This window comes from Nocardia rhizosphaerihabitans, assembly GCF_014646295.1.
In the GTDB taxonomy this organism is placed as follows: Bacteria; Actinomycetota; Actinomycetes; order Mycobacteriales; family Mycobacteriaceae; genus Nocardia; species Nocardia rhizosphaerihabitans.
In genome coordinates, this window is the sequence record NZ_BMNE01000003.1 from 512,615 (window position 1) to 535,628 (window position 23,014).

19 protein-coding genes are annotated in these 23,014 nt (G+C 67.7%); 12 read left to right on the top strand and 7 right to left on the bottom strand.

The window, feature by feature from the left end; translation table 11 throughout:
- Nucleotides 1-33 precede the first annotated feature (33 nt).
- From IEY60_RS15245 to IEY60_RS15270, 6 genes are all read left to right on the top strand, one after another.
- Entirely contained in the window at nucleotides 34-264 is a 231-nt protein-coding gene (locus IEY60_RS15245; RefSeq protein WP_189028508.1) for a hypothetical protein, read from the top strand.
- A 104-nt stretch (nucleotides 265-368) separates the two neighbouring features.
- Entirely contained in the window at nucleotides 369-1,202 is an 834-nt protein-coding gene (locus tag IEY60_RS15250; protein WP_229739848.1) for an LLM class F420-dependent oxidoreductase, read from the top strand.
- Between the two features lie 452 nt (nucleotides 1,203-1,654).
- Nucleotides 1,655-2,458 (top strand): LppX_LprAFG lipoprotein, encoded by an 804-nt coding sequence (locus IEY60_RS15255; RefSeq protein ID WP_189028518.1) that lies wholly within the window; start codon nucleotides 1,655-1,657, stop codon nucleotides 2,456-2,458.
- 252 nt (nucleotides 2,459-2,710) lie between these two features.
- The gene (locus IEY60_RS15260) at nucleotides 2,711-4,177 is read left to right on the top strand and encodes a cytochrome b5 domain-containing protein (RefSeq protein WP_189028520.1); all 1,467 of its coding nucleotides are present in this window, start codon (nucleotides 2,711-2,713) and stop codon (nucleotides 4,175-4,177) included.
- A gap of 49 nt (nucleotides 4,178-4,226) precedes the next feature.
- Nucleotides 4,227-5,396, top strand: a complete 1,170-nt coding sequence (locus IEY60_RS15265; RefSeq protein WP_189028522.1) for a type III polyketide synthase — start codon at nucleotides 4,227-4,229, stop codon at nucleotides 5,394-5,396.
- A gap of 11 nt (nucleotides 5,397-5,407) precedes the next feature.
- Entirely contained in the window at nucleotides 5,408-7,264 is a 1,857-nt protein-coding gene (locus IEY60_RS15270; RefSeq protein WP_189028524.1) for an ATP-binding cassette domain-containing protein, read from the top strand.
- Between the two features lie 57 nt (nucleotides 7,265-7,321).
- On the opposite strand, the gene IEY60_RS15275 is transcribed toward IEY60_RS15270, so the two are convergent.
- Entirely contained in the window at nucleotides 7,322-8,203 is an 882-nt protein-coding gene (locus IEY60_RS15275; protein ID WP_189028526.1) for a glucosyl-3-phosphoglycerate synthase, read from the bottom strand.
- 187 nt (nucleotides 8,204-8,390) lie between these two features.
- Here IEY60_RS15275 and IEY60_RS15280 point away from each other — a divergent pair, with 187 nt between their 5' ends.
- Nucleotides 8,391-9,692 (top strand): TerD family protein, encoded by a 1,302-nt coding sequence (locus IEY60_RS15280; protein ID WP_189028528.1) that lies wholly within the window; start codon nucleotides 8,391-8,393, stop codon nucleotides 9,690-9,692.
- Here IEY60_RS15280 and IEY60_RS15285 read toward each other — a convergent pair.
- A complete protein-coding gene (locus tag IEY60_RS15285) occupies nucleotides 9,662-10,606 on the bottom strand; it encodes a LysR family transcriptional regulator (protein WP_229739849.1) in 945 nt (314 codons plus the stop codon). The two genes, IEY60_RS15280 and IEY60_RS15285, sit on opposite strands and share 31 nt — an antisense overlap.
- Nucleotides 10,607-10,741: 135 nt before the next feature.
- Here IEY60_RS15285 and IEY60_RS15290 point away from each other — a divergent pair, with 135 nt between their 5' ends.
- The 4 genes from IEY60_RS15290 (at nucleotide 10,742) to IEY60_RS15305 (ending at nucleotide 15,949) form a co-directional block, all read left to right on the top strand.
- On the top strand, nucleotides 10,742-12,133 hold the full coding sequence (locus tag IEY60_RS15290; protein ID WP_189028532.1) for an MFS transporter: 1,392 nt from the start codon (nucleotides 10,742-10,744) through the stop codon (nucleotides 12,131-12,133).
- A complete protein-coding gene (locus IEY60_RS15295; protein WP_189028534.1) occupies nucleotides 12,130-12,876 on the top strand; it encodes a 3-hydroxybutyrate dehydrogenase in 747 nt (248 codons plus the stop codon). The genes IEY60_RS15290 and IEY60_RS15295 overlap by 4 nt, the downstream gene beginning before the upstream one ends.
- A complete protein-coding gene (locus tag IEY60_RS15300) occupies nucleotides 12,873-14,816 on the top strand; it encodes an acetoacetate--CoA ligase (protein WP_189028536.1) in 1,944 nt (647 codons plus the stop codon). The genes IEY60_RS15295 and IEY60_RS15300 overlap by 4 nt, the downstream gene beginning before the upstream one ends.
- Nucleotides 14,817-15,082: 266 nt before the next feature.
- Nucleotides 15,083-15,949: a hypothetical protein gene (locus IEY60_RS15305; protein ID WP_189028538.1), complete on the top strand. Its 867-nt coding sequence runs from the start codon at nucleotides 15,083-15,085 to the stop codon at nucleotides 15,947-15,949.
- Between the two features lie 67 nt (nucleotides 15,950-16,016).
- On the opposite strand, the gene IEY60_RS15310 is transcribed toward IEY60_RS15305, so the two are convergent.
- Genes IEY60_RS15310 through cysD form a run of 5 tightly spaced genes read right to left on the bottom strand, consistent with a single transcriptional unit; the run spans nucleotide 16,017 to nucleotide 21,922 of the window.
- On the bottom strand, nucleotides 16,017-17,150 hold the full coding sequence (locus IEY60_RS15310; protein WP_189028540.1) for a sulfotransferase family protein: 1,134 nt from the start codon (nucleotides 17,148-17,150) through the stop codon (nucleotides 16,017-16,019).
- A 17-nt stretch (nucleotides 17,151-17,167) separates the two neighbouring features.
- Entirely contained in the window at nucleotides 17,168-17,953 is a 786-nt protein-coding gene (locus IEY60_RS15315; protein WP_189028542.1) for an SDR family oxidoreductase, read from the bottom strand.
- Nucleotides 17,950-19,167, bottom strand: a complete 1,218-nt coding sequence (locus IEY60_RS15320) for a hypothetical protein (protein WP_189028544.1) — start codon at nucleotides 19,165-19,167, stop codon at nucleotides 17,950-17,952. The genes IEY60_RS15315 and IEY60_RS15320 overlap by 4 nt, the downstream gene beginning before the upstream one ends.
- Entirely contained in the window at nucleotides 19,164-21,017 is a 1,854-nt protein-coding gene (cysC, locus tag IEY60_RS15325; RefSeq protein WP_189028546.1) for an adenylyl-sulfate kinase, read from the bottom strand. The genes IEY60_RS15320 and cysC overlap by 4 nt, the downstream gene beginning before the upstream one ends.
- A complete protein-coding gene (cysD, locus tag IEY60_RS15330; protein WP_189028548.1) occupies nucleotides 21,017-21,922 on the bottom strand; it encodes a sulfate adenylyltransferase subunit CysD in 906 nt (301 codons plus the stop codon). Before cysD ends, cysC begins: the two co-directional genes overlap by 1 nt.
- Before the next feature lie 87 nt (nucleotides 21,923-22,009).
- On the opposite strand from cysD, the gene IEY60_RS15335 reads away from it, so the two are divergent.
- Nucleotides 22,010-22,918 carry an IclR family transcriptional regulator gene (locus tag IEY60_RS15335; RefSeq protein WP_229739850.1) on the top strand — a complete coding sequence of 303 codons (909 nt, stop codon included), beginning with the start codon at nucleotides 22,010-22,012 and terminating at the stop codon, nucleotides 22,916-22,918.
- The last annotated feature ends 96 nt before the right edge of the window (nucleotides 22,919-23,014 follow it).

A 23,014-nucleotide genomic window follows, 5' to 3' on the forward strand; every position in this document is an offset into this window, starting at 1 on the left:
GGCGTTGCCCAGTGTGGCCGCCGCGGGCCTGTCGTGCCCCGATCGGTCGCCGAGCCACGTCCACAGGAGGGCTGTCCACCCTTCCCCGAGGCCGCGGCTCGCGGGACCGCCGGCCGGGAATCGGGCGCGCCACCCGACGTCGGAGTCAGCGACAGCACCGCGCACCTGCACGCCGCCTTGGACCTCGAAGCCCTGCTCGTCGGATGCGAGGCGCTGCGCGACGAACTTGACGGTCGCCGCCGCTTGCCGACCCGCCGCTTCTGACCCTGAATCCCGACTCGAGGGCGTCCTCACCAGCTGCCCGGATTCCGCCGAACCTTGCCGGAGTGATGGGAATAGGACGGGGCGGGCGGACGGTTGCGTCCGGCATGACAAAGGTTGCCGGAAAATACGGTGTGTGGCGCGGATACAAGGGGTTCACCCCGCAGGCCGCGCGGGAGATCGAAGAGCTGGGATTCGGGGCGCTGTGGCTGGGAGGCTCGCCGCCGGCGGATCTGTCGGCAGCCGAATCGCTGCTGGAATCGACGGAATCGCTGATCGTCGGAACAAGCATCGTCAACATCTGGACAGCGCGGGCCGATGAGGTGGCGGAGTCCTTCCACCGGATCGAACAGAGGTTTCCCGGTCGGTTCCTGCTCGGCATCGGAGCCGGTCATCGCGAGGCCGATGGTGCTGATGCGATCAAGCCGTATGACGCCCTGGTGAGCTACTTGGACGAACTCGACGCGGCGGGGGTGCCGAAGGGTGGCAGGGCACTGGCGGCACTCGGGCCGCGAGTGCTGGAACTGGCACGCGACCGGACCGCCGGTGCACTGCCCTATCTCGCCCCGCCGGAGCACACCCGAATCGCCCACGAGATCGTCGGTGCGGACGCACTTCTTGTCGCAGAGCAGAAGGTGGTCCTCGACGGTGACCCCGACCGGGCACGAGCCCTCGCCCGGCAAATGGTCCCGATGTATCTGGGGTTGGTGAACTATGTCAGCAATCTGCGCCGGCTCGGCTTCACCGAGGAGGACCTGGCAACTCCGGGCAGTGATCGGCTCATCGACGTGCTCGCGCTCCATGGCGAACCCGGCAGGGTCGCTGCGGGGTTGGCCGAGCACTTGTCTGCGGGGGCAGGCCACGTCGCGATCCAGGTCTTGAACGAGGACTACCTCGCTGCCCTGCGCACCCTGGCGACAGTGCTGCCCCTCGCACGGTGAAATGACGGCCACCGCTCAATCCGGCGACCTTCCGATACGCGATGTCGTCGGTGTCACTGTTCGTTGGCTGCTGTACTGGCCGATGCGGAATCAGGCGCGGCCCCTCGGTCCCGGTGAATCTGGTCAATGTGCCCCGGCGGACGCCGCGGCGACTGAGACGATGCCGAGACTGCTCGCGATGTCCGAGGAACAGCGGCCGGTACCGATGGATCAGCACATCGAGAGCGTGCACGCGCTCGGCTGACCTGCGCGGACGGCCGATTACCTGGGCCTTTTCAGAGCTGAAAACTCTACCGCCCCTTGCAAGTCGCAATCTGCGAACCTCGGGTACTATCGCCGTCGGGGGAGCGCGAGATGTCCGATGGTCTGCTTAGTATGTCGCAGGCACCGGCAGCTTCGGCTGCCTCACCAACGCCATACACGACATCTCCAGGGGATGAAACTTGATCGACATGACACCACACCCCACCCCCCGGAGCCGCTTCTCGCGGCGCTCCGGCATCACCTCGATCGTCGCGGCCGCCGCCCTCTGCGCGGCCCTCGTGACCGGCTGCACCAAGGATGACGCCGCCACCACGGCTGCGCCGCCGACCGGGCAGCTGCCCGACGGTGCGCAGCTCGTGAAGGAGTCGGCGAAGACCACGCAGACCCTGCGCACGGTGCACCTGGACATCGACGTGAAGAACCTGCCGAACCTGCCGGTGGAAACCGTCTCGGCGGACGTCACCAACGAGACCCAGGGCTCCGGCGCCGCGATGGGTGAGGCGAAGGTCAAGCTCACGCCGGAGTCCCAGTTCACCGAGGCGAAGTTCCTTGTGGTGGACAAGGTTCTGTACACCCAGACCGGCGGCCGCTACGTGCCCGCGGGCCCGGCCGAGAAGGTCTACGATCCGGGCGTCATCCTGGACAAGGACAAGGGCATCGCCAACGTGATCGCCAACGTCCAGAACCCCAAGGCCGAGAGCCGTGAGGTCATCGACGGCATCAACACCGTCAAGATCACCGGCACCATCGACGCCGCCGTGATCGACCCGATCGTGCCGCGCGTCGGTGAGAACGCGGGCACCATGCCGATCACCCTGTGGATCCAGGACACCGCCCCGCCCGCCTCCGACTCGACCAAGCCGTCGGACGCCGCGTCCACCGGCGAGGGCCCGAATCTTGTTCGCGCCGTGGTGAAGAAGGACCAGGGCGAGGTCACCGTCGAACTGTCCAACTGGGCCAAGCCGGTCAACATCGTCAAGCCCGCAGGCTGATCCGAACCGGTCGAACCGGTTCAACCCACACCGGTCCGGGGACCGCGGAACCTGGCACGCAGTGCCGTCCGCAGCCCCGGGCCGGTGTGTCGTCTGGGTGTCGTCTTCGGCAACTCGAGCTCCGAACGCACGCACGCACAACCAATAAGAGAATGTTCAGCGAGATGCAAGGCGCCACAAGGACTATACGTGTCGGGACGCTGGTCGGCAGGCAACACGCATCGAACGCCGATCGACACGGAGGAAGAACAAATGACGATCGATGATCGACCTGATGAAGAGGAGCGCGAGCTCCCGCCACCGCCCGGCCCTGGGGGTCGGCCTCCCGTCAACAACGTATGGGTTTATAACGGCAGAGCCTACGACCTGAGTGACTGGATCTCCAAGCATCCAGGCGGTGAATTCTTCATCGGCCGCACGAAGAACCGTGACATCACCTCGATCATCGGTTCCTACCACCGTGATCCGGAAAAAATCGCGCGGATGATCGAGCGTTACAGCCTCGGTCGCGATGCCACTCCCGAAGACATCCACCCGAAGAACAACGCGCCCGACTTCCTGTTCAAGGAAGGCTTCAACAGCTGGGACGACACCCCGAAGTACAAGTTCGACAACAAGAACGACCTGCTGCACAAGGTCAAGGCCCGGATCAAGGAACCCGAGCTGGCGGCCCGCCTCAAGCGGATGGACCGCGCGTTCGACATCGTCGTCGCGGTGCTGATCTTCCTGTACTTCGCGGTGCAGGGCCTGCGCCTGTGGGACACCAGCTGGATGCCGTTGCCGGTCTTCGTGATCGCGATGGTGCTGCTGCGCAGCTCGCTGGCCGGCTTCGGTCACTACGCGATCCACCGGGCGCAGAAGGGGCTCAACAAGTACGCGGTGAACGCGTTCGACATGAACTATGTCGCACTGTCTTTCGTCACCGCCGACGGCCACGCGCTGCTGCACCACCCGCACACCCAGAGTGAAGTCGACATCAAGAAGAACGTCTTCACGATGATGATGCAGGTGCCGCGCCTGTACCGGGTGCCGGTGCACACGGTGCACAAGTTCGGACATCTGTTGACGGGCATGATCATTCGGCTGCTCGATGTCTGCCGGCTCACCCGCAAGGTGGGCATCAAGGACATGTACGGCACCTGGGGTGGGGCGCTGCCGCACTTCATCGGTTCCTTCGGTGTCCGGTTCCTGCTGGTGGCCGAGTTCGTCGTCTTCACCGTCGCAGGCGACTTCTGGGCCTGGGCACTGCAATTCGTGATCACGCTGTGGATCAGCACCTTCATGGTGGTGGCAAGCCACGACTTCGAGGTGCCGACCGAGGAATTGCACACCGAGACCGAGGACTGGGCGGTCAACCAGCTCGAGCAGGCCTACGACCTGACCGTGGTCGGCAACAAGTACGTCGACTGCTTCCTCTCGGCCGGGCTGAGCTCACACCGGGTGCATCACGTACTTCCGTTCCAGCGCAGCGGTTTCGCCAATATCGCCACCGAGGACGTGGTGCGCGAGGAGGCCGCGAAGTTCGGGGTGGAGTGGCTGCCCGCGAAGAGTTTCTTCGGAGATCGTTTCCCCAAGCTGTGCCGGACCTATCTGCTCGCGCCGTCGCGTGACGCCGAGGAGAACCGGTGGGGATTCGTGCGCGAACACTGCGCACCCACAGCGCTGAAGACCTGTGTGACCTACACGGTGCAGGGCTTCACCGGCATCGGAACCGTCTGACCCACCTTCCGTTGCCACGTCTACATCTGTTTCGAAAGGATTTGTGCCCGTGTCTGTTTCCTTTGACCTGCTCCGCACGGCCGACGTCGAGCGCGGGCACGACCTGCTACCGCCCGCCCCGCCGACCACGGTCGGTGTGATCGAAGCGGTCGCCACCGGTTCACCCGAGCGCGTGGTGGACCAGTCCGTGAACGCCGGCAGGGTCGCCGAGCTGTTCTCCGATCCCGCTCAGCGCCAGCGGATTCCGCGGATCTACCAGAAGACCAGGATCGACACCCGACATCTGGCGATCGATCCGCTCGATCCGGAGTTCCTCGAGTTCAGCCGCCGCCCCGGCACCATCAGGGAGCGGATGAACCTGTTCTTCGAGCACGCGGTGCCGCTGGCCGTCGACGTCGCCCGCCGCGCCGTCGCCGGACTGGACAACCCCGCGCAGGACATCGGCCAGCTGATCTTCGTGACCAGCACCGGCTTCATCGCCCCCGGCGTCGACGTCGCGGTCGTCAAGCAGCTGGGCCTGTCGCCCAAGGTCGGCCGCATGGTCATCAACTTCATGGGGTGCGCCGCCGCGATGAACGGCATCAGGGCCGCCACCGACTACGTCCGGGCGAACCCGGACAAGAAGGCGATGGTGCTGTGCATCGAATTGAGCTCGGTCAACGCCGTGTTCGACGACGACGTCAACGATGTCATCACCCACAGCCTCTTCGGTGACGGCTGCGGCGCGGTGGTGATCGGCGCCAACCAGGTGCACCAGCCGCTGGCGCCGGGCAGCATCGTGATCCGCGACAGCTTCAGCCACCTGTTCGACGACGCGGAGGACGGCATCGTGCTCGGCATCAAGGACGCGGGCGTCACCTGCGAGCTGGCGACCAGCCTGCCCGACTACATCTACCGCGGGGTGGATCCGGTGGTGACCGAGGTGCTCGCGCGCAACGGGCTCGACAAGAGCGCCATCGATCTGTGGGCGATCCACCCCGGTGGTCCCCGCATCATCGAGGAGTCGGCCCACTCGCTGGGCATCCCGGCCGAGGCGGCGGCGCCGAGCTGGGACGTACTCGCCGAACACGGCAACATGCTGAGTGTCTCGCTGATCTTCGTGCTGGAGCGGATGATCCGCGACGCGCAGTCGGCGGCACCGATTTCCACCGGGGTGGCGTTCTCGTTCGCGCCCGGTGTCACCCTCGAGGGCATCGTGTTCGATGTCATCCGCAGCTGAGAGCACACGTCATGCATCTACTCCGTTTTCTCGCCGCGCTCTCGCCGGCCAGGATCGCTGCCGTGGTGGCCGCGGGCCTGATCTGCGGTGTGGCCAACACCTACCTGGTGACGCTGATCAACGCGGTCGTCTCGCCGAAGCCGCAGCCTGATCAGCTGTTGCTACGGTTCGGGCTGACCGGCCTGGTGATCCTGGTCAGTGGTGTCGCCTCGCAGGTGCTGTTGATCCGGTTGTCGCAGGACGCGATCTACCGGCTGCGCAGCGACCTGAGTTCCGGCATCGTCTCCGCGCCGCTGGAACACCTGGAACGGCTCGGTATGCACCGCCTGATGGCGACGCTCACCGAGGACGTGCGTTCGCTGTCGCAGGCGGTGACCGCCATCCCGTCGATCTGTGTCGACGTGGCGACCATCATCGGCTGCTTCGTGTTCCTGTTCATCGTGTCGGGTCCGATCTTCGCGGTGACGGTGGCGGGCACGCTGATCGGTATCGCGTGTGTCGAACTGGTGCTCAAGCGGGTGCGTGGGATCTACCGCGAGGCTCGCGAGAACGAGGACGCGCTGCTGCGTTCGTTCCAGGCCGTCACGCTCGGCATCAAGGAACTGAAGCTGCACCGCGGCCGTCGCCGGGACTTCATGGACCGGCATCTGCTCGGTTCGGCGGGCACGCTGCGCGATCAGAACACCGACGCGGGCTCGAAGTTCTCCTACGCGCAGGGCTTCGGCCAGGCGCTGCAGCTGGCGACGATGGCGCTGATCCTGTTCGTCGTCGCGGCGGCGCTGAATCTGCCGCGGGACACGATGGTCGGCTACGTGCTGGTCACCACGTTCCTGGCGATGCCGATGCAGAACTTCATGCATCGCATTCCCGATCTGCTGCGCGGTGATGTGGCGCTGGCCAAGATCCGGGCGATGAACCTGTCGATGGAGACCCTGCACAACGAGGAACTCCTGCCGTACACCGAGCGTCCAGCGGCAGGGGAGGCCAAGCTGGAACTGACCAATGTCAGCTATGTGTACCGCTCCGAGGCTCCGTCGCCGGTTCCGCCGCCGCCCGGTTCGCACCCGGACGGGCCGCCCGAGCGTGGTGGGCATCCGCCGCGTCCCGGGATGCCGCCGCGGGCAGGCAACGGCCGCCCCGGTCCCGGTGGGCCGCATCCGGCGCACCCCGGTGCACATCCGGGCGCCACTCAGCTGGATGTGAACGGCAAGGCCTGGGTCGACCACGGCGGCAACGATGTTCGGCCGCTGGCGCCACCGCCGGGACGCGACGAGTCCGAGGACGCGGGCTTCCGCCTCGGTCCGATCGACCTGGTTTTCGAACCGGGGCAGATCACCTTCATCGTCGGTGGCAACGGCAGCGGTAAGTCGACGCTGGCCAAGCTCATCACCGGTCTGTATGTGCCACGCTCGGGGTCGTTGTCGCTCAACGGGGAGAGGATCGACCACGACAACATCGAGTGGTACCGGCAGAATTCGTCGGCGGTGTTCACCGATTTCCATCTGTTCGAGGACTACCTGGGCTTCGACCGTCCCGGCATCGACGGCGAAGTACAGCGGTACCTGGAGGAGCTGCAGATCGCGCACAAGGTGACCGTGCAGGACGGGCGCCTGTCGACCGTCGACCTGTCGCAGGGGCAGCGTAAGCGCCTGGCCCTGCTCACCGCCCTGCTCGAGGACCGCCAGATCTACGTCTTCGACGAATGGGCCGCCGACCAGGAGCCCCGCTTCCGCGAGGTCTTCTACCGCGAGATCCTCACCGACCTGAAGCGACGCGGCAAGACGGTCATCGTGATCACCCACGACGACCGGTACTTCGACTGCGCCGACCAGTTGGTGAAGCTCGATTTCGGCTTGGTCGCCGTGTAGTTCACACACCACGAACGCCGGTTCGGTCCGTACGGGCCGGACCGGCGTTCATGGTTTTCAGGCGCTTTCGCGCTGGGCCGCGATCAGCTGTGTCATCGGTGGGCGGTCGGTGAGGCTGACCTCGGACGGTGTTCGCTCCCAGCCCGTTTCGCCGGGCTGGAACTGCACGAGCCCCATCCCGGAGTCGCGGATGCCGAGCCGGTCGAGCAGGGTCGCCACGACCTGTCTGCTCATCACCGCGAGTTCGTGGGTCGGCCTGCTGCGGTGCACACGGGTGCCGAGGTCGACCTGGGCGATCGCCGAGAGCCCGTGCCGCTGCCAGCAGTCGATGAGGATCCCGATTTCCGCGCCGTAGCCGCTGGCGTAGGAGATGTCGCCGAGAAACGTTCGGGTGGCGGCGTATTCGCCGCCCAGCGGCTGCACGATCTCGGCCAGGGCGGGTGCGAGGGCGGTGAGCAGCGGGCGGGCCACCAGCTGCGTCACCCGACCGCCGCCGTCGGCGTCCACGCCCGCCGCGCTCGCCAGCGGCCGCCGGTAGTACCCCTTCACCAGCGCCAGACCGGGATCGTCGAGCAACGGTGCGAGCAGAGCGGGCACGAACGACGGGTTCGGCTCGACGAGATCGGCATCGAGGAAGACGATCAGATCACCCGTGCACACCGCCAGCGAGCGCCACAGCACCTCGCCTTTCCCCGGTCTCGGGACCACCGCGGGCAGCGCCTCCTCCCTGGTATAGACCGTGGCGCCGGCCGCGCGCGCCCGCGCGATGGTGCGATCGGCCGAGCCCGCGTCGAGGACCAGTAGTTCGTCGACCAGCCCGCCCAGCCAGGGCCGCGCGGCGGCGATCACCCCGGCGACAGTGTCCTCGTCGTCGAGTGCGGGCACCACCACCGAGATCCGGCGACCCAGCTTGCGGTCGATCAGTTCACGGACGTCCATACAGACCAGTGAACGACAGACATCTGCGCATCGCCACCGTTCTCCGAGATTCCTGTGATCGCAGCCAACGAGCTGCGAGCTCACTAGTGCGGATGCCGGGTCGATCGCGCTCCGCGCGGGTACCGTGGGTCTGATCGCGCTGGTAGCGGCTGCTCGGCGCGACAATCGACCGGTGGAGGGCGGGGTCATGACAGGGAGCGCAACGGTGGTCGAGGTGGCCAAAGGGTCCAAGACCGATCTGGTCGACGGCCGGTACACGGTGCGCATCGACCTCGACGGCCCGGCCGGAGCGGTCGATGTGTCGGCGGTGCTGGTGACGGCCGACGGCCGGGTGCGTTCCGACGCCGATTTCGTGTTCTTCAACAATCCGGCGGCGCCGGGCGTGCGGTTGGAGTCCGATGCCGTGGTGTCGGTGGATCTTTCGGCCGTTCCCGCCGATATCCATCGCGTGGTGATCGCGGGCAGCACTGAAGCGCAGGGCCTCCGGTTCGGGGAGGTCACCGGGTTGCGGGTGTCGGTCGCAGGCACCGCGCAGACGCTGAGTTTCCTACCACCCGGCCTGGATTCGGAGACCGTGCTGCAGGCCGTCGCATTGTATCGGCGGGGGAGCGGGTGGCGGCTCGACGCGATCGGGCAGGGATACAGCGCCGGGCTCGCGGCCTTCGCGACCGAGCACGGGATCGTCGTCGACGAAGAGCCGACCGTGCCGCCCGCTGTTGCGCCGCAACCTGTTCCGGTCGCGCCCGCGGTCGACCTCCGCAAGGTCGACGTGGTCCTCACCAAGGACTCGCCCGACAAACGCGCCAGCATCGACCTGCGCAAGGGCGACCCCGGCTTCGTACTCACCGTCGGTCTCGAATGGGACGGGCGCGGCGCGCAGTACGACCCGTCCGGGCGCGTGACGAAGTTCGGCAAGGGCGACCTCGACGTGTACTTCTTCTGCCGCAACGAGATCACCGGCGACTACGTGGTGATCAGCGGCGAGAAGGGCCACCAGGGCGACCTCGCCGCCTGGCCGTTCATCCACCACCAGGGCGACAGCCGCGGTCCCGGCACGAGCAACCTCCCCGCGACCGAGCAGGTCGTCGTGCGCCCCACCGAGAACGGCGATCTGCTGCTCAACGTCTACCAGTCCGTCGACAACGGTGCCGGCGCCATCGACACCTTCGGGCGGCCCCGCGTGCGCGTGCGCTACGGCCGCCCCGGCCCGGACGGGTTCCCCGGCCCCGACGCCGACCAGATCACCGTTGTCATCGGCAACGGCAAGAACTCCTTCTGGGCCACCGTCGCCCACATCGATGTCCGTGACGGCATCCTCACCGTCGACGGCACCACCCGCTACAGCCGCGCCTTCAGCGAGAAGATGCCGGTCCTCGACACCGCGGGCACCTGGCTGCGCTCGGCCAAGAACGGTCCGGTCGGCCGCAGCAAGAGCAGCAACGGCCTCGGTCTGAGCCACTACGCCGGACGCTGCCCCGACCCGCGCTGATCCCCGAGCAGCTCCGCGCGCCGCTCGTCGACCGTGGCGCGCAAGGCATCGACGACCGCGGCGACCTCGGGGCGGCGCAGTGTCTCCGCGCGCGTGACGAGCCAGTAGGTGAGCTGCACCCGCACCTGCTCGCCGAGCACGCGCACCAGATCGTCGTGGCGGTCGGCCATGAAGCAGGGCAGCAGGCCGATCCCGGTGGCCGCCCGAGTGGCCTCGACATGGACGAAAACATTGGTCGAGGAGACGGATTGGCGCATGGCGGGTGCGAAGCTGGTGGCCAGGTCGAGATCGTCGACCTGCAAGATTGATTCGATGAAGTAGACGAGCGGGTAGCGACGCAGGTCCTCGATCGTCTCCGGTGTTCCGCGATCGGCGAGATAGTCGCGCGCGGCGTAGAGGCCCAAGCTGTAGTCGCCCAGCCTGATTGCCTCGGCCCGATGGACCTGGGGCCGGCCGACCACCACCTCGATGTCGAGCCCGCTGCGCTGCGTGGACGCGCGCCGTGTGGTCGCGATGATCTCCACCGCCACCCGGGGATGCTCGCGCTGCACCCGCGCGGCGGCCGGGGCCGCCAGATACGCGCTGAACCCGTCGGTGGCCGAAAGCCGAACCACCCCTTCGAGTTCCCGCTCGCCACCGCTCGCACCGAGCGAACGCACCGCGGCCTCGATCGTCTCGGCCGCCGACAGCGCCGCGCGCCCCAGGTCCGTCAGTTCCCAGCCGCTGGTGGCCTTGGCCAGGACCCGGCCGCCCACCGCCCGCTCGAGCGCGGCGATCCGCCGCGAGATCGTCGTGTGGTTGATTCCCAGCTCCTCCGCGGCGGTGACATAGCGCCCCGACCGGCCCACGGCAAGCAGTACCAGCAGGTCATCGGCGCTGGGACGTCGGCCCGGATCAGGCGAGGTCGCGCTCATTTCTGCATCTTTGCAGATACGCGGTGCAAACTTGGCCATTGCGACCGAATTCGATCTGCACGAATACTCTCCCCAGTGCTAGTGGGCCACGTCACATATGGGCGGTGATGTGGTCGTGATCACCAAGGAGCAGTGATGAGCGTCAGCAACGCGACCAAGCAGGCAGGCGACGACCCGGGCGGGGCACCCAGTGGTCTGCGCCGGGTGGTGGCCGCCTCGATGGCAGGCACCGTCGTCGAATGGTACGAATTCTTCCTCTACGGCACCGCCGCCACCCTCGTCTTCAGCAAGGTGTTCTTCGCCAAGGGCACCAGCGATCTCGACGCCATCCTCGCGGCCTTCGTCACCTACGCCGTCGGCTTCGCGGCCCGCCCGCTCGGCGGCATCGTCTTCGGCTACTTCGGCGACCGCTACGGCCGCAAGCAGCTGCTGCAACTGAGTCTCGTCCTGGTCGGCGGCGCGACCTTCCTGATGGGCTGTCTGCCCACCTTCACCCAGATCGGCTACTGGGCCCCGGCGATGCTGGTGACGCTGCGGTTCATCCAGGGCTTCGCGATCGGCGGCGAATGGGGTGGTGCGGTCCTGCTGGTCGCCGAGCACAGTCCCAGCCGCAGCCGCGCGTTCTGGGCGAGCTGGCCGCAGGCGGGTGTACCCGCGGGCAATCTGCTCGCCACCGTCGTGCTGCTCGTGCTGACCTCGACGCTGTCCGATGCCGCGTTCCTGAGCTGGGGCTGGCGGGTCGCGTTCTGGCTGTCGGCGGTAGTCGTGCTGGTCGGCTACTACGTGCGCACCAAGGTGACCGACGCCCCGATCTTCGTCGAGGCACAGCGGCACATGGAACAGGCCAAGGCGACGTCGTTCAGCGTGTTCGAGGTGCTGCGCCGCTACCCGCGTGGCGTCTTCACCGCGATGGGACTGCGTTTCGGCGAGAACATCATGTACTACCTGGTCGTCACGTTCTCGATCACCTATCTGAAGGTGCACGTGCACGCCGACACCACGACGATCCTGTGGTGGCTGCTGGCCGCGCACGCCGTGCACATGGCGGTCATCCCGCTGGCGGGCCGTCTCGGTGACCGTGTCGGGCGCCGCCCCGTCTACCTGGTCGGTGCGCTGGCCGCCGGCACCTGGGGCTTCTTCGCCTTCCCGTTGATGGACACCGCCAACAGCGCGCTGATCCTGTCGGCGATCATAATCGGCCTGGTCTTCCACGGCCTGATGTACGCGGGTCAGCCCGCGATCATGGCGGAGATGTTCCCGACGCGGATGCGGTATTCCGGTGTGTCGCTGGGCTATCAGGTCACCTCGATCGTGGCGGGTTCGCTCGCGCCGATCATCGCGGTCAAGCTGCTCGACTCCTACGGTTCCTCGGTCCCGATCGCGGTGTATCTGGCGGTGGCGTCGGTCGTGACGGTGATCGCGGTGCTGTGCGCGAAGGAGACCAAGGGCATCGACCTCGAATCCCTCGACGCCGCCGATGCCGCCACCGTGGCCGCGCCGACGCCGGCGAAGGTCGTGTCGGCATGACCGATCTCCTCGGACGCAAGGCGCTGGTCACCGGCGCGGCGGGCGGGATCGGCGCGGCCTGCGCGCGCGAGCTGGCCGCGCGCGGTGCGGAGGTCACCGTCGCCGATATCGACGAGCTCGGCGCGAAGACCGTGGCCACCGAGATCGGCGGAACCGCCTGGGCGGTGGATCTTCTCGACGTCGGCGCGCTGGCGGAGCTGAGTCTGTCGGTCGACATTCTGGTGAACAACGCCGGCGTGCAGACCGTGAGCCCGATCCAGGATTTCCCGCCCGAGCGGTTCCGGCTCATCCAGACGCTGATGGTGGAGGCGCCGTTCCTGCTCATCCGCGCGGCGCTGCCGCACATGTACGAGCAGGGATTCGGCCGCGTCGTGAATATCTCGTCGGTTCACGGGCTGCGCGCGTCTCCGTTCAAGGTGGCGTACGTGACCGCCAAGCACGCACTGGAAGGGCTGTCGAAGGTGACGGCGCTCGAGGGCGGCCCGCACGGTGTCACCAGCAACTGCGTGAATCCCGGCTATGTGCGAACACCGTTGGTGGACAAGCAGATCGCCGAGCAGGCCGTCGCGCACGGCATCCCCGAACAGGAGGTGGTGGAGAAGGTGTTGCTCACCGAGAGCGTGATCAAACGGCTGATCGAACCGGAGGAGGTCGCGCGCCTGGTCGCCTGGCTGGCCTCCGACCAGGCGGGGATGATCACCGGCTCCTCCTACGTCATGGACGGGGGGTGGAGCGCGCGATGACGAGCGTGACCGTGGCGCCGCAGTGGGTGCCGACCGCGCAGGACATCGCCCAGGCGCGGATCACCGATTTCGCACGGTTCGTGGAGTCGCGGCACGCGGTCTCGCTCCCGGACTACCGGACGCTGTGGCAGTGGTCGGTCGACGATCTGGCCGGGTTCTGGAGCGCCGTATGGGACTACTTCGCGCTGGGGGAGCGGCCTGCGGTCGTGCTCGCGGACGCGGACATGCCTGGGGCGCGGTGGTTTCCGGGTGCCCGGCTGAACTACGTCGACCAGGTGATCCGGCAGGCGCGGACGGATCGGCCCGCGATCGTGTCGGTCGACGAGGGCGGCACGGTCACGGAGTTGTCGTGGGCCGAGATGCTGGGCCGGGCAGCCGGATTCGCGCGGACGCTGCGCGAACTAGGTGTCCGGCCCGGTGATCGGGTAGTCGGCTACCTGCCCGACATTCCCGAGGCGGTGATCGCGTTCCTGGCGACCGCGAGCCTCGGTGCCGTGTGGAGCGCCTGCGGGCAGGACTACACGGCAAAGGCCGCCCTGGACCGGTTGGGTCAGCTGGAACCGGTCGTGCTGGTGACCACCGACGGATACCGCTTCGGCGGTAAGGAGCACCACAAGGTCGCCGAAATCGAGGCACTGCGCGAGGGTCTGCCGGGACTGCGGGCGACGGTGCTGGTGTCGCGGCTGGGTGGCGGCATCGACGGTGCGCTCGACTGGGACGAGGCGAGTGCCGACGACGGCGCGCAGTGGCGCACCGAACGGGTGGCGTTCGATCACCCGCTCTGGGTCCTGTACTCCTCGGGTACGACCGGCCTGCCGAAGGGCATCGTGCACGGCCACGGCGGGGTGCTGCTCGAACACCTCAAAGCGATGGCGCTGCAGTTCGATATCGGACCCGAGGACACCTTCTTCTGGTACACCAGCCCGAGCTGGATGATGTGGAACTTCCAGGTCGCCGGGCTGCTGGTCGGCGCGACCATCGTCTGCTATCCGGGCAGCCCGACGGCCCCGAGGCCGGATGCGCTGTGGGAGCTGGCCGCCCAGCTGGGCGCGACGGTGCTCGGCGCCAGCCCCGGCTATGTCCTGGCGTGTGCGAAGGCCGACGCGGTCCCGCGGCACGACCACGACCTGTCCGCGTTGCGCCTGATCGGCATCACCGGTTCGGCGCTGCCTGCCAGCTCGTCGATCTGGTTGCGTGACAATGTCGGTGCCCACATCCCGGTCGCCTCGATCAGCGGCGGCACCGACGTCGTCTCGGCCTTCGCCGGCGGCGCACCGACCGTCCCCGTCCGGCCGGGCGAGTTGTCCGCGCCGTATCTGGGCGTCGCCCTGGAAGCCTGGGACGACCAGGGTAAACCCGTCCACGGTGTCGTCGGTGAACTGGTCGTCACGAAACCCATGCCGTCGATGCCGATCCGCTTCTGGAACGACCCCGACGGATCCCGTTATCGCGCCGCCTATTTCGAGGACTACCCCGATGTCTGGCGTCACGGAGACTGGATCACGGTCACCGACCGGCACAGCGTCATCGTCCACGGCCGCTCGGATTCCACCCTGAACCGGCACGGCATCCGCATGGGCAGCGCCGATATCTACCAGGCCGTCGAACAACTCCCCGACATCGTCGACTCCCTCGTCATCGGCGCCGAACAACCCGACGGCGGCTACTGGATGCCGCTGTTCGTCGTTCTCCCCACCGGCGCCACCCTCACCGATGCGATGAAAGCCGGCATCGCCGCCACCATCCGCACCGAAGTGTCCCCTCGCCACGTCCCCGACGAGATCATCGCCGCACCCGGCGTGCCTCGCACGAAAACCGGAAAGAAGCTGGAGGTCCCCATCAAGCGAATCCTGCAGGGCGCCACACCATCCCAGGTCCTCGACACCACCGCCATCGACCACCCGGCCCTGCTCGACTGGTACGCCCAGTTCCGTCGCTGAGCTACCCGAACCAGCCTGAGACCGTGTCCCAGGTGGTTCTGATTCGTTGAAGGTGCGTCGGAACTGGTCTTGCCCCATGGGGCCGACTCAGGCGGTCGCGGGACGTTGCTATTGGATAGCCTGATCAGGCTCGGTCTGAGGGTGCGCGCCGCATACATCCGGGCGCGGGGAGGGGCGGTGCGTAACGTGCTGGACGCCGGAGCCGACCGCAATGGTGTGGGCTGGACTATCGAGGACGGGACGGCGGGCGCGTGATGGTCGGTCGAATGAGACGAACAGTCGTGGTGGCAGGGGCCGCGGGTTTCCTCGGCCTGCTCGGATACGGCGGGGTCGCGGACGCTGAGCCGACCCGCGTTACCAGTGGCGAGATCAACATGGCGGGGATTCCCGGCGGAGATCGTTTCGCGAACGGCGACGGTGCCCGGTTGGTTGCCGACCCGCCAGACCATGGCCATGGGGGTGGTAGTGGCATCGGTAATCAGGGTAATGGGGGCGGAGACAACGGCAATAGCGGGAATCAGAACCCCGGCAGCGGCAATGGCAATCAGGGTAACGGGAAAGGCAATCAGGGCAACAACGGGAATCAGAACCCTGGTAGCGGAAACGGTAATCAGGGTAACGGGGGCGGTAACCAGGGCAACAACCCGAACCCGGGCGATGCACCCGAGCCCGAAGCGCCTGCCGAAGAGCCTGCTCCCGAAGGTCTGGCCCCCGATGCGCCGTCCGCGCCGGCACAACCCGAACCGGAGGCCACCGACCCGGAGACCACCGACCCGGAGGCTACCGAACCGGGGGGTCCGTCGGAACCGGGGAGTTCACCCGGCGGCGGCAGTGCACCGCCCGCGGGATCGGCACCGGGCGGTGAGTCACCCGCAGCACCGGCGCCCGGCGGAGCAGGTGATCCACCCGCGGCGCAGATACCGGCCGGTGGTGCGTCGGTTCCCGTGCAAAATGTCAGGCCCGCCGGCGACACGGACGTCCTCCCGGCGCCAGATCTGCTCTCGGTGATCGGCGGCCTCATCGCACTGGGGCTCGCCGGCGGTGGATCGGCCGCGGTGAGTTTTCAAGGCGCCGCACAGGCCCAAGCCCGCATCGACGCCGCGCGAGCCGAGTTCTTCGGACCGCGTTCGTGATCGTGACAGCGCTGTCCGTGCCCACCCGCTGATCGGCTGAGCGGGTGGGCACGGATCCTTCGGTGGGTCAGGCGCCGAAGCGTTCGGCGACCATCTCCTCGGTGAGTCCGTAGTCGGCGAGTGAGTAGTGGTGGGTGGGTTTGCGGTCGCCGGTGCGGCTCTCGTTGTCGAGGGCGGTGATGGCGGTGCGGGCCTCGTCGGTGAAATCGGTGCCGATTCGGGTGTAGATGCCTTCGACGACACCGAACGGGTCGGCGCGCAGGTCGTCGAACTCGATGTCGATGAAGGTGGCGTCGGTGTGGCGGGCGCGGGCCGCGGTGAATTCGGAGAGGCCGCGGGCCCACAGGTCGAGCTGGGTGCGGCCGATGGTCTCGCCGGTGAAGGTGGTCGACCAGCCGCGGGTGGCGTGTTCGTTGAGGCTGCACACCGACGGGATGATGGTGGCCGGGTCGCGGTGGGTCTGGATGACGACGGCGTCCGGGTAGACGGCGAGCAGGGCATCCAGACAGAACAGGTGGCTGGGGTTCTTGAGAACCCAGCGGCGGGTGTCGTTCATGCCGATCAGCTGCAGGTTGCGACGGTGGCGCGCGTAGGCGGGCGTCCAGTCCTGGCCGGCCAGCCACTGCGAGTAGCTCGGCACGTAGGCCAGGCATTCGTAGGAATGCGAGGTGCCCGACTGCCGCAGCAGCTGCCAGCATTCCTCCACGTCGGAGGCGCTCATGTAGTGCAGGCCCATGAATTCGGGGTTCTGCACCTGATGCTGCCGCAGGCCCGCGTCGATCTGCTGGTAGGCGGGATTGCTGTCCCAGGTTTCGCGCGGCGGACGCGGCTGCGGGAAGTCGGTCAGCCACATCTCCAGCCCCTGATTGGCCGGATCGGCCGCCAGCAGACGGTGCAGCGCGGTGGTACCGGTCCGGGGCAGACCGGTGACGAAGATCGGCCGGGTGACCGGTGTGTCGACATAACCGGGATTGGCCGCCCACGCGGCCTCACTCAACGCGCGAGCGACAAGCGTGCCGCGCAGGAAGAATCGCGACATCTTGCTGCCGAGCTCGGTGAGCCCGGCCTCGTCGCGATACGAGTCGAGCAGCACCTGCAACGCCTCGGTGTAGTCGTCGGTCCCGAAATCGGTGAGACCGGTGAGTTTGGTGGCTGAGGCGTGCAGGTCGGCCACGGTGCCGACATCGGTGCGCACGGTCATCGAAGGAGACTCCTTGCTCAGTTGTGGTATTCGCCGCAGTTGACGTCGAGGGTCTGACCGGTGATCGCCGACGACCAGTCGGAGGCGAGAAACACCACGGCACGGGCGATCTCGTCGGGCTCGGGCAACCGCTTCAGGTCGGATTTCGAGGCGGTCTGTTCGTAGACCTGCTCGACGGTGATGCCGTACTTCTCGGCGACCTGACCGAAGTACCACTTCAGCTGATCGGTCCAGATATAGCCGGGCAGCACGCTGTTGACCCGCACGCCTTTGCCGCCGAGCTCGGTGGCCAGGGTCTGCGACATGGCCAGCAGCGCGGCCTTGGTGAGTTTGTAGCTGCCGTACCGCGGTTCGGAATGCCGCACGACCATCGAATTGATCATCACCACAGCGCCTTTGGACTCGGCGAGAGCGGGCGTGAACGCCTGCGTCATCCGCAGGCCGCCCAGCACCGTCATGTCGAGGCTCGAGCGGATATGGTCGAAGTCGGTGCGGTCCAGCGGTTTCATCGACGGCACGGAGAACGCGTTGTTCACCAGCGCGTCGACCCGCCCGAATGTCTCGACGGTCTTCGCCACCAGATTCTGGACCGCCGCCTCGTCGGTGATATCGGTCGGCACGCTCAGCGTGGCGCCACCGGCAGCCTCGATCTCGGCGGCCACCTCGAGCAGCCGCGATTCGGTCCGCGCCGCCAGCACGACCGTCGCGCCCGCGGCAGCGGCCTCGAGGCAGATCGAGCGGCCGAGCCCGGGGCCGACCCCGGACACGACGACGACTTTTCCATCCAACAGTGCCCCGCTCATCCCAACATCCTTTCGGCGAAAGCCCGCTGCCGGGCGGCGATCCGGTCACGCCAGCCGGCGGCGTCGATCCGGTTGTGTTCGATATGGGGGAGGTGCTGGGCGACCTCGGTGACCGGCACTAGGGCGACGGTCGGGCCGTCGGCCTCGGTCATCGGCCGGTCGGTGCGCTGCCACCGGAACTGCAGGATGCCGCGCGTGCGGCCGGTGGTCTCGATCCAGTTCGCGATGCCGGGATCCTGCTTGCTCACCACCATCCGGATCATGCCGTCCGGATCCACCTGCGCCTGTGCGTGATTGAGGCTGGTCTGGTGGTTGACGTAGTCCAGGGAGATGTACCAGAGGCTGCCCAGCTGGAAACCCTGATACGGCGCATCCGATTTCGGGACGGTGATCACCAGCGCCTGATCGTCGGCGAGATCGAAATGGCCCACCGAGGAGTATTGGGTGCTCAGCCCGCCCGGGGTCAACCTGGGCGCGGTGAGGGTGTTCACCGGCAGGTCCAGATAGAACCACTTCGGGAAGTTGAACCAGGTGTGCACCCGCGTGAGCAGCATCTTCGCGGCGGCACCGTAGCGTTTGCGCATCCGCGCCAGATCCGGCTCGACCGGCGCGGTGCCGATCGTGTCGACCCGCTCGATACGGATCGAGCCCTTGCGTTCGGTCCAGTCGCTGTAGACCTCACGCACGGCCAGCATCGACGCGCCCTCGCCGAGGGTGAAGTAGCCGGGACCCGCGTCCGGCTTGGCGGGGCCGAAGCGGATCGAGAAGCTGCCGTCCTCGGCGATCGGAATCCGCCGATCGTCGAAGGCGTCTTCACCGCCGGGGACATCGGTCGCGGTGTAATCGCCCTTGAGCACTTGGAAACTGAGGTCGACGGTGGTGCCGCGCACGCCGCTCACCACATACTCGGCGTCGGGTTCGATGTTGGCGTGGTAGTAGAGCGTGTCCGGATTGTCCAAGCCCATCTTGGCGTACGGCCCGGTCGAGGACACGAAATACGGATGGCTGGTGCCGTGCGCGCCGGAGAGCCGCAGGCAGGCGGCGACACTCGCGGCGAGGTAGTCGTAGCCCTCGGCGAGATCGGCCTCGCTACGTACGAATTCGGCGCCGGCGATGAGCTTTTCGGCCTGGGCCACCGCGGCCGTGAACGGCGCGGTGAGTGGCTCCGGTGGCGCGGTGCTCCCGGCTTCGGTGGCGGTACTGGAGTGGGTCAACGGTCTGCGATTCCTAGCTCTCGGAGGATATGGGCGGCGATGTCGGCGGGAGAGCCGAGATCGGGGGTGATGACGAGATCGGCGTGCTCGGGTCGTTCGTAAGGCGAGCTGATGCCGGTGAAACCGGGCAACTCACCGGCGCGCGCCTTGGCATAGAGCCCCTTGGGGTCACGCCGTTCGCATTCCGGCAGCGGCGTGTCGACGAAGACCTCGTGGAACGGCAACGTCCGCTCGGCGTGCGTGGTGCGCGCGCGGGTGCGCTGCTCGGCGAACGGGCTGATCACCGACACGATGGCGATCGCACCCGAATCGGCGAACAGTGCCGCGACCTCAGCGACCCGGCGCACGTTCTCGTCCCGGTCGGCGGGGGAGAAGCCGAGACCGGCGTTGAGGCCGTGCCGCAGATTGTCACCGTCGAGTAGATAGGCGGCGCGACCCGCCGCGACCAGTTGACGTTCCACCTCGACCGCGATGGTCGACTTCCCCGAGCCCGACAGGCCGGTCAGCCAGATCGTGGCCCCGGAGTGTGCGCGATCGTCGCGGGTCACCGCCGAGCGGTGCCAGACCACCGTCGCCGGTGCGGCGTGCGCCCCGGTATCGCGGCCGGTGACCATGCCCGCGGCGACTGTCTGATCGGTCACCGGGTCGATCAGGATGAAACTGCCGGTCCGCCGGTTCTCCCGGTACAGATCGAACAGCAGCGGCTGCCTGCTGCGCAGCCGGACCCGGGCGATGTCGTTGAGCGACAACGCTTCCACGTCCTCGACCCGGTGCAAGGTGTTGACATCGAGCCGGTACTCGATGGCGGTGACTTCCGCGGGCGAGGTCTGCGCCGCGGTGCGCACCAGATACCGTGCGCCTTCGCGCAATTGCGTGGTCTCGGAGAACCAGCACACCATCGCGTCCAGATCGGCGCCCTGCTGCGGGCGATTACCCGGCCGGGCCAGCAGATCACCGCGGCCGATATCGATCTCGTCGTCGAGCGTCAGCGAGATCGCCATCCCGGTGAACGCCTCGTCGACCTTGGTGCCACCCGGCCCCCAGATCTCGCGCACCCGCGAGGAATGTCCGGCGGGCAGCACCACCACCTCGTCACCCGGCTTGAAGATGCCGCCTGCGACGGTGCCCGCGTAGCTGCGATGATCGAGGCCCTGCTGCGCCCGGATGACGTACTGGATCGGCAATCGCGCGTCGATGAGATTGCGGTCCGAGGCGATGTGCACGTCCTCGAGGTGGCGCAGCAACGGCGGTCCGGGATACCAGTCCATATGTTCGGAGCTTTCGACGACATTGTCGCCGAGCAGAGCCGAGACGGGCACGAAGCTCAGGTCGCCGACCGTCAATTTCGCGGCGAAGGCGGCGAATTCGGTGCGGATCTCCTCGAACCGCTCCTGCGACCAGTCGACCAGATCCATCTTGTTCACGCACACCACCAGGTGCGGCACCCCGAGCAACGTGGCGAGGAAGGCGTGTCTGCGGGTCTGCTCGGACACCCCGGTGCGGGCGTCGACCAGGATCAGCGCGAGGTCGGCGGTGGACGCGCCGGTGACCATATTGCGGGTGTACTGCACATGGCCCGGGGTGTCGGCGATGACGAACTTGCGCCGCGGTGTCGTCACATAGCGGTAGGCGACATCGATGGTGATGCCCTGCTCGCGCTCGGCGCGCAGCCCGTCGGTGACGAGGGCGAGATCTGCCGAGTCGCCGCCGCGTTCGGTGCTGACCCGCTCGATCGCGGCCAGTTGGTCGTCGAACAGCGACTTGGAGTCGTAGAGCAGCCTGCCGATGAGGGTCGACTTGCCGTCGTCGACGCTGCCCGCGGTCGCCAGGCGTAACAGGTTGCGGCTCATCAGAAGTAGCCCTCTCGCTTGCGGTCTTCCATGCCGGTCTCGGAGATCCGGTCGTCGGCGCGGGTGGCGCCGCGCTCGGTCAGCCGGGTGGCGGCGGTCTCGGCGATCACCTTCGCCGCGGTGTCCGCCTCGCTCTCCACGCACCCGGTGCAGGTGGCGTCGCCGACGGTGCGGAAGCGCACAGTCGCCTCGAACGTGTGCTCACCTGGTTGCGGGGTGATGAATCGGCCTGCCGACAACAGCATGCCGTCGCGTTCGACGACCTGGCGCCGATGCGCGTAGTACAGCGTCGGCAGCTCGACGGCCTCGCGGTCGATGTACTCCCAGATGTCGAGCTCGGTCCAGTTCGACAGCGGGAACACCCGGATGTGCTCGCCCTTCTGATGGCGCCCGTTGTAGAGGTTCCACACCTCGGGGCGCTGCGCCCGCGGATCCCACTCGCCGAAACGGTTGCGGAAGCTGAACACCCGCTCCTTGGCCCGCGCCTTCTCCTCGTCGCGGCGCGCGCCACCGAAGACGGCGTCGAAGCGGTGCTCGCCGATCGCCCGCAGCAAGGTGGTGGTCTGCAACGGATTACGGGTCCCGCCGGGGCGCTCCACCGAGCGGCCGGCGTCGATGTCGTCCTGGACCCGCGCGACCAGCAGCCGCGCGCCGGTGCGGTCGGCGGTCCGGTCGCGGAACTCGATCACCTCGTCGAAATTGTGCCCGGTGTCCACATGCAGCAGCGGAAACGGCAGCGGCGCGGGCCAGAAGGCCCGTCGCGCCAGGTGCAACAGCACCGCCGAATCCTTGCCGCCGGAAAACAACAGCACCGGCCGCTCGAACGTGGCCGCCACCTCCCGGAAGATGTGCACCGACTCGGCCTCCAAGGCCGCCAGATGCGACAGCTCGTACCCCGTCTGCACTGTTCACCCACTTCGTTCGCTGCTCCGGCGGTCGGACTTCCACCGCCGGGTTGCATTGTCGAATATTCGACGCTATTGTTCGATATTGTGACACCGACGATAAGCCGGGCCGTGGGCGCCGGTCAAGAGGCGACCGCTGATTCGGTGGGCGAGGTGGGTGCCGCGTCGCCGCCGACGCAGCGGGTCGTGAAGGTGCTCGAGCTGCTCTCGCGGCACCCGACGGACCGGCTGTCGCTGGCCCGGATCGTTCGCGAAGCGGGACTGTCCAGGGCCACCGCGCACGCGGTGCTCACCCAGCTCACCGCGGACGGCTGGACCGTGCGCGACGACGACGGCTGCTACGGCATCGGTCTGCGCCTGCTCACCGTCGCGCGCCGGGCCGAGGCCGCCTTTCCGCTGCGCCGCACTGCTGCGCCGCACCTGCGTGCCCTGTTCGAGCGCACCGGCGATCCGGTGTTTCTCGCCGAACGCGACGGCGACAGCATCGTGGTCACCGAGGTCGTCGGGAACCCGTCCGCGGGCTGGATCCGCACGGGCCGCAGGCTCCCACTCGCGCCGCCTGTTTGCCGTGAATTCGTCGCCTGGGCGCCCGAACCGGCCCGGCAGGCGTGGCTCGCGACCGCCGATCCGGTCCACCGCGACCGGCTGGCCCTCGTCCTCGCGGAAATCCGTGCCCGCGGCTACTCGGTCGAACGTTTGGTCGACGATTCGACGCCGATGCTGGAAGTGCTGGCGGGCCTGCGTGATTCGCCGATCACCGCCGCGTTGCGCGCGCAGCTGGGCTCGGTCATCACCGAACTGATCACCATCGACTATCTGCCCGACGAGCTCGGACCCGAGAACGCCGTCGTCACCCTGGCCGCGCCGGTGCGTGATGCGGGCGGCGCGGTGGTGGCCGCGGTCGTCAGCTGCCCCGACACCCGCCTGTCGGCGGCGGCGCTGAGCGAGCTCGGTTCCGCCACCGTCGCTGCCGCCGACCGGATCAGCGCGTTGTAGCCGACCAGCCCACGCCGCCCGTCGAGAACGGTTCACTATTACGCTGACGGGTGAACCTGGCCTGACCCGCAGGACGGTCGCGGAGGCAGGTGGCGA

Coding starts and splice junctions, on each gene's coding strand:
- IEY60_RS15305 (WP_189028538.1), top strand. CDS start 15,083: ATGAGACGAACAGTCGTGGTGGCAGGGGCCGCGGGTTTCCTCGGCCTG.
- IEY60_RS15300 (WP_189028536.1), top strand. CDS start 12,873: ATGACGAGCGTGACCGTGGCGCCGCAGTGGGTGCCGACCGCGCAGGAC.
- IEY60_RS15295 (WP_189028534.1), top strand. CDS start 12,130: ATGACCGATCTCCTCGGACGCAAGGCGCTGGTCACCGGCGCGGCGGGC.
- IEY60_RS15260 (WP_189028520.1), top strand. CDS start 2,711: ATGACGATCGATGATCGACCTGATGAAGAGGAGCGCGAGCTCCCGCCA.
- IEY60_RS15310 (WP_189028540.1), bottom strand. CDS start 17,150: ATGACCGTGCGCACCGATGTCGGCACCGTGGCCGACCTGCACGCCTCA.
- cysC (WP_189028546.1), bottom strand. CDS start 21,017: ATGAGCCGCAACCTGTTACGCCTGGCGACCGCGGGCAGCGTCGACGAC.
- IEY60_RS15280 (WP_189028528.1), top strand. CDS start 8,391: ATGACAGGGAGCGCAACGGTGGTCGAGGTGGCCAAAGGGTCCAAGACC.
- IEY60_RS15270 (WP_189028524.1), top strand. CDS start 5,408: ATGCATCTACTCCGTTTTCTCGCCGCGCTCTCGCCGGCCAGGATCGCT.
- IEY60_RS15255 (WP_189028518.1), top strand. CDS start 1,655: ATGACACCACACCCCACCCCCCGGAGCCGCTTCTCGCGGCGCTCCGGC.
- IEY60_RS15285 (WP_229739849.1), bottom strand. CDS start 10,606: ATGAGCGCGACCTCGCCTGATCCGGGCCGACGTCCCAGCGCCGATGAC.
- IEY60_RS15275 (WP_189028526.1), bottom strand. CDS start 8,203: ATGGACGTCCGTGAACTGATCGACCGCAAGCTGGGTCGCCGGATCTCG.
- IEY60_RS15250 (WP_229739848.1), top strand. CDS start 369: ATGACAAAGGTTGCCGGAAAATACGGTGTGTGGCGCGGATACAAGGGG.
- IEY60_RS15315 (WP_189028542.1), bottom strand. CDS start 17,953: ATGAGCGGGGCACTGTTGGATGGAAAAGTCGTCGTCGTGTCCGGGGTC.
- IEY60_RS15290 (WP_189028532.1), top strand. CDS start 10,742: ATGAGCGTCAGCAACGCGACCAAGCAGGCAGGCGACGACCCGGGCGGG.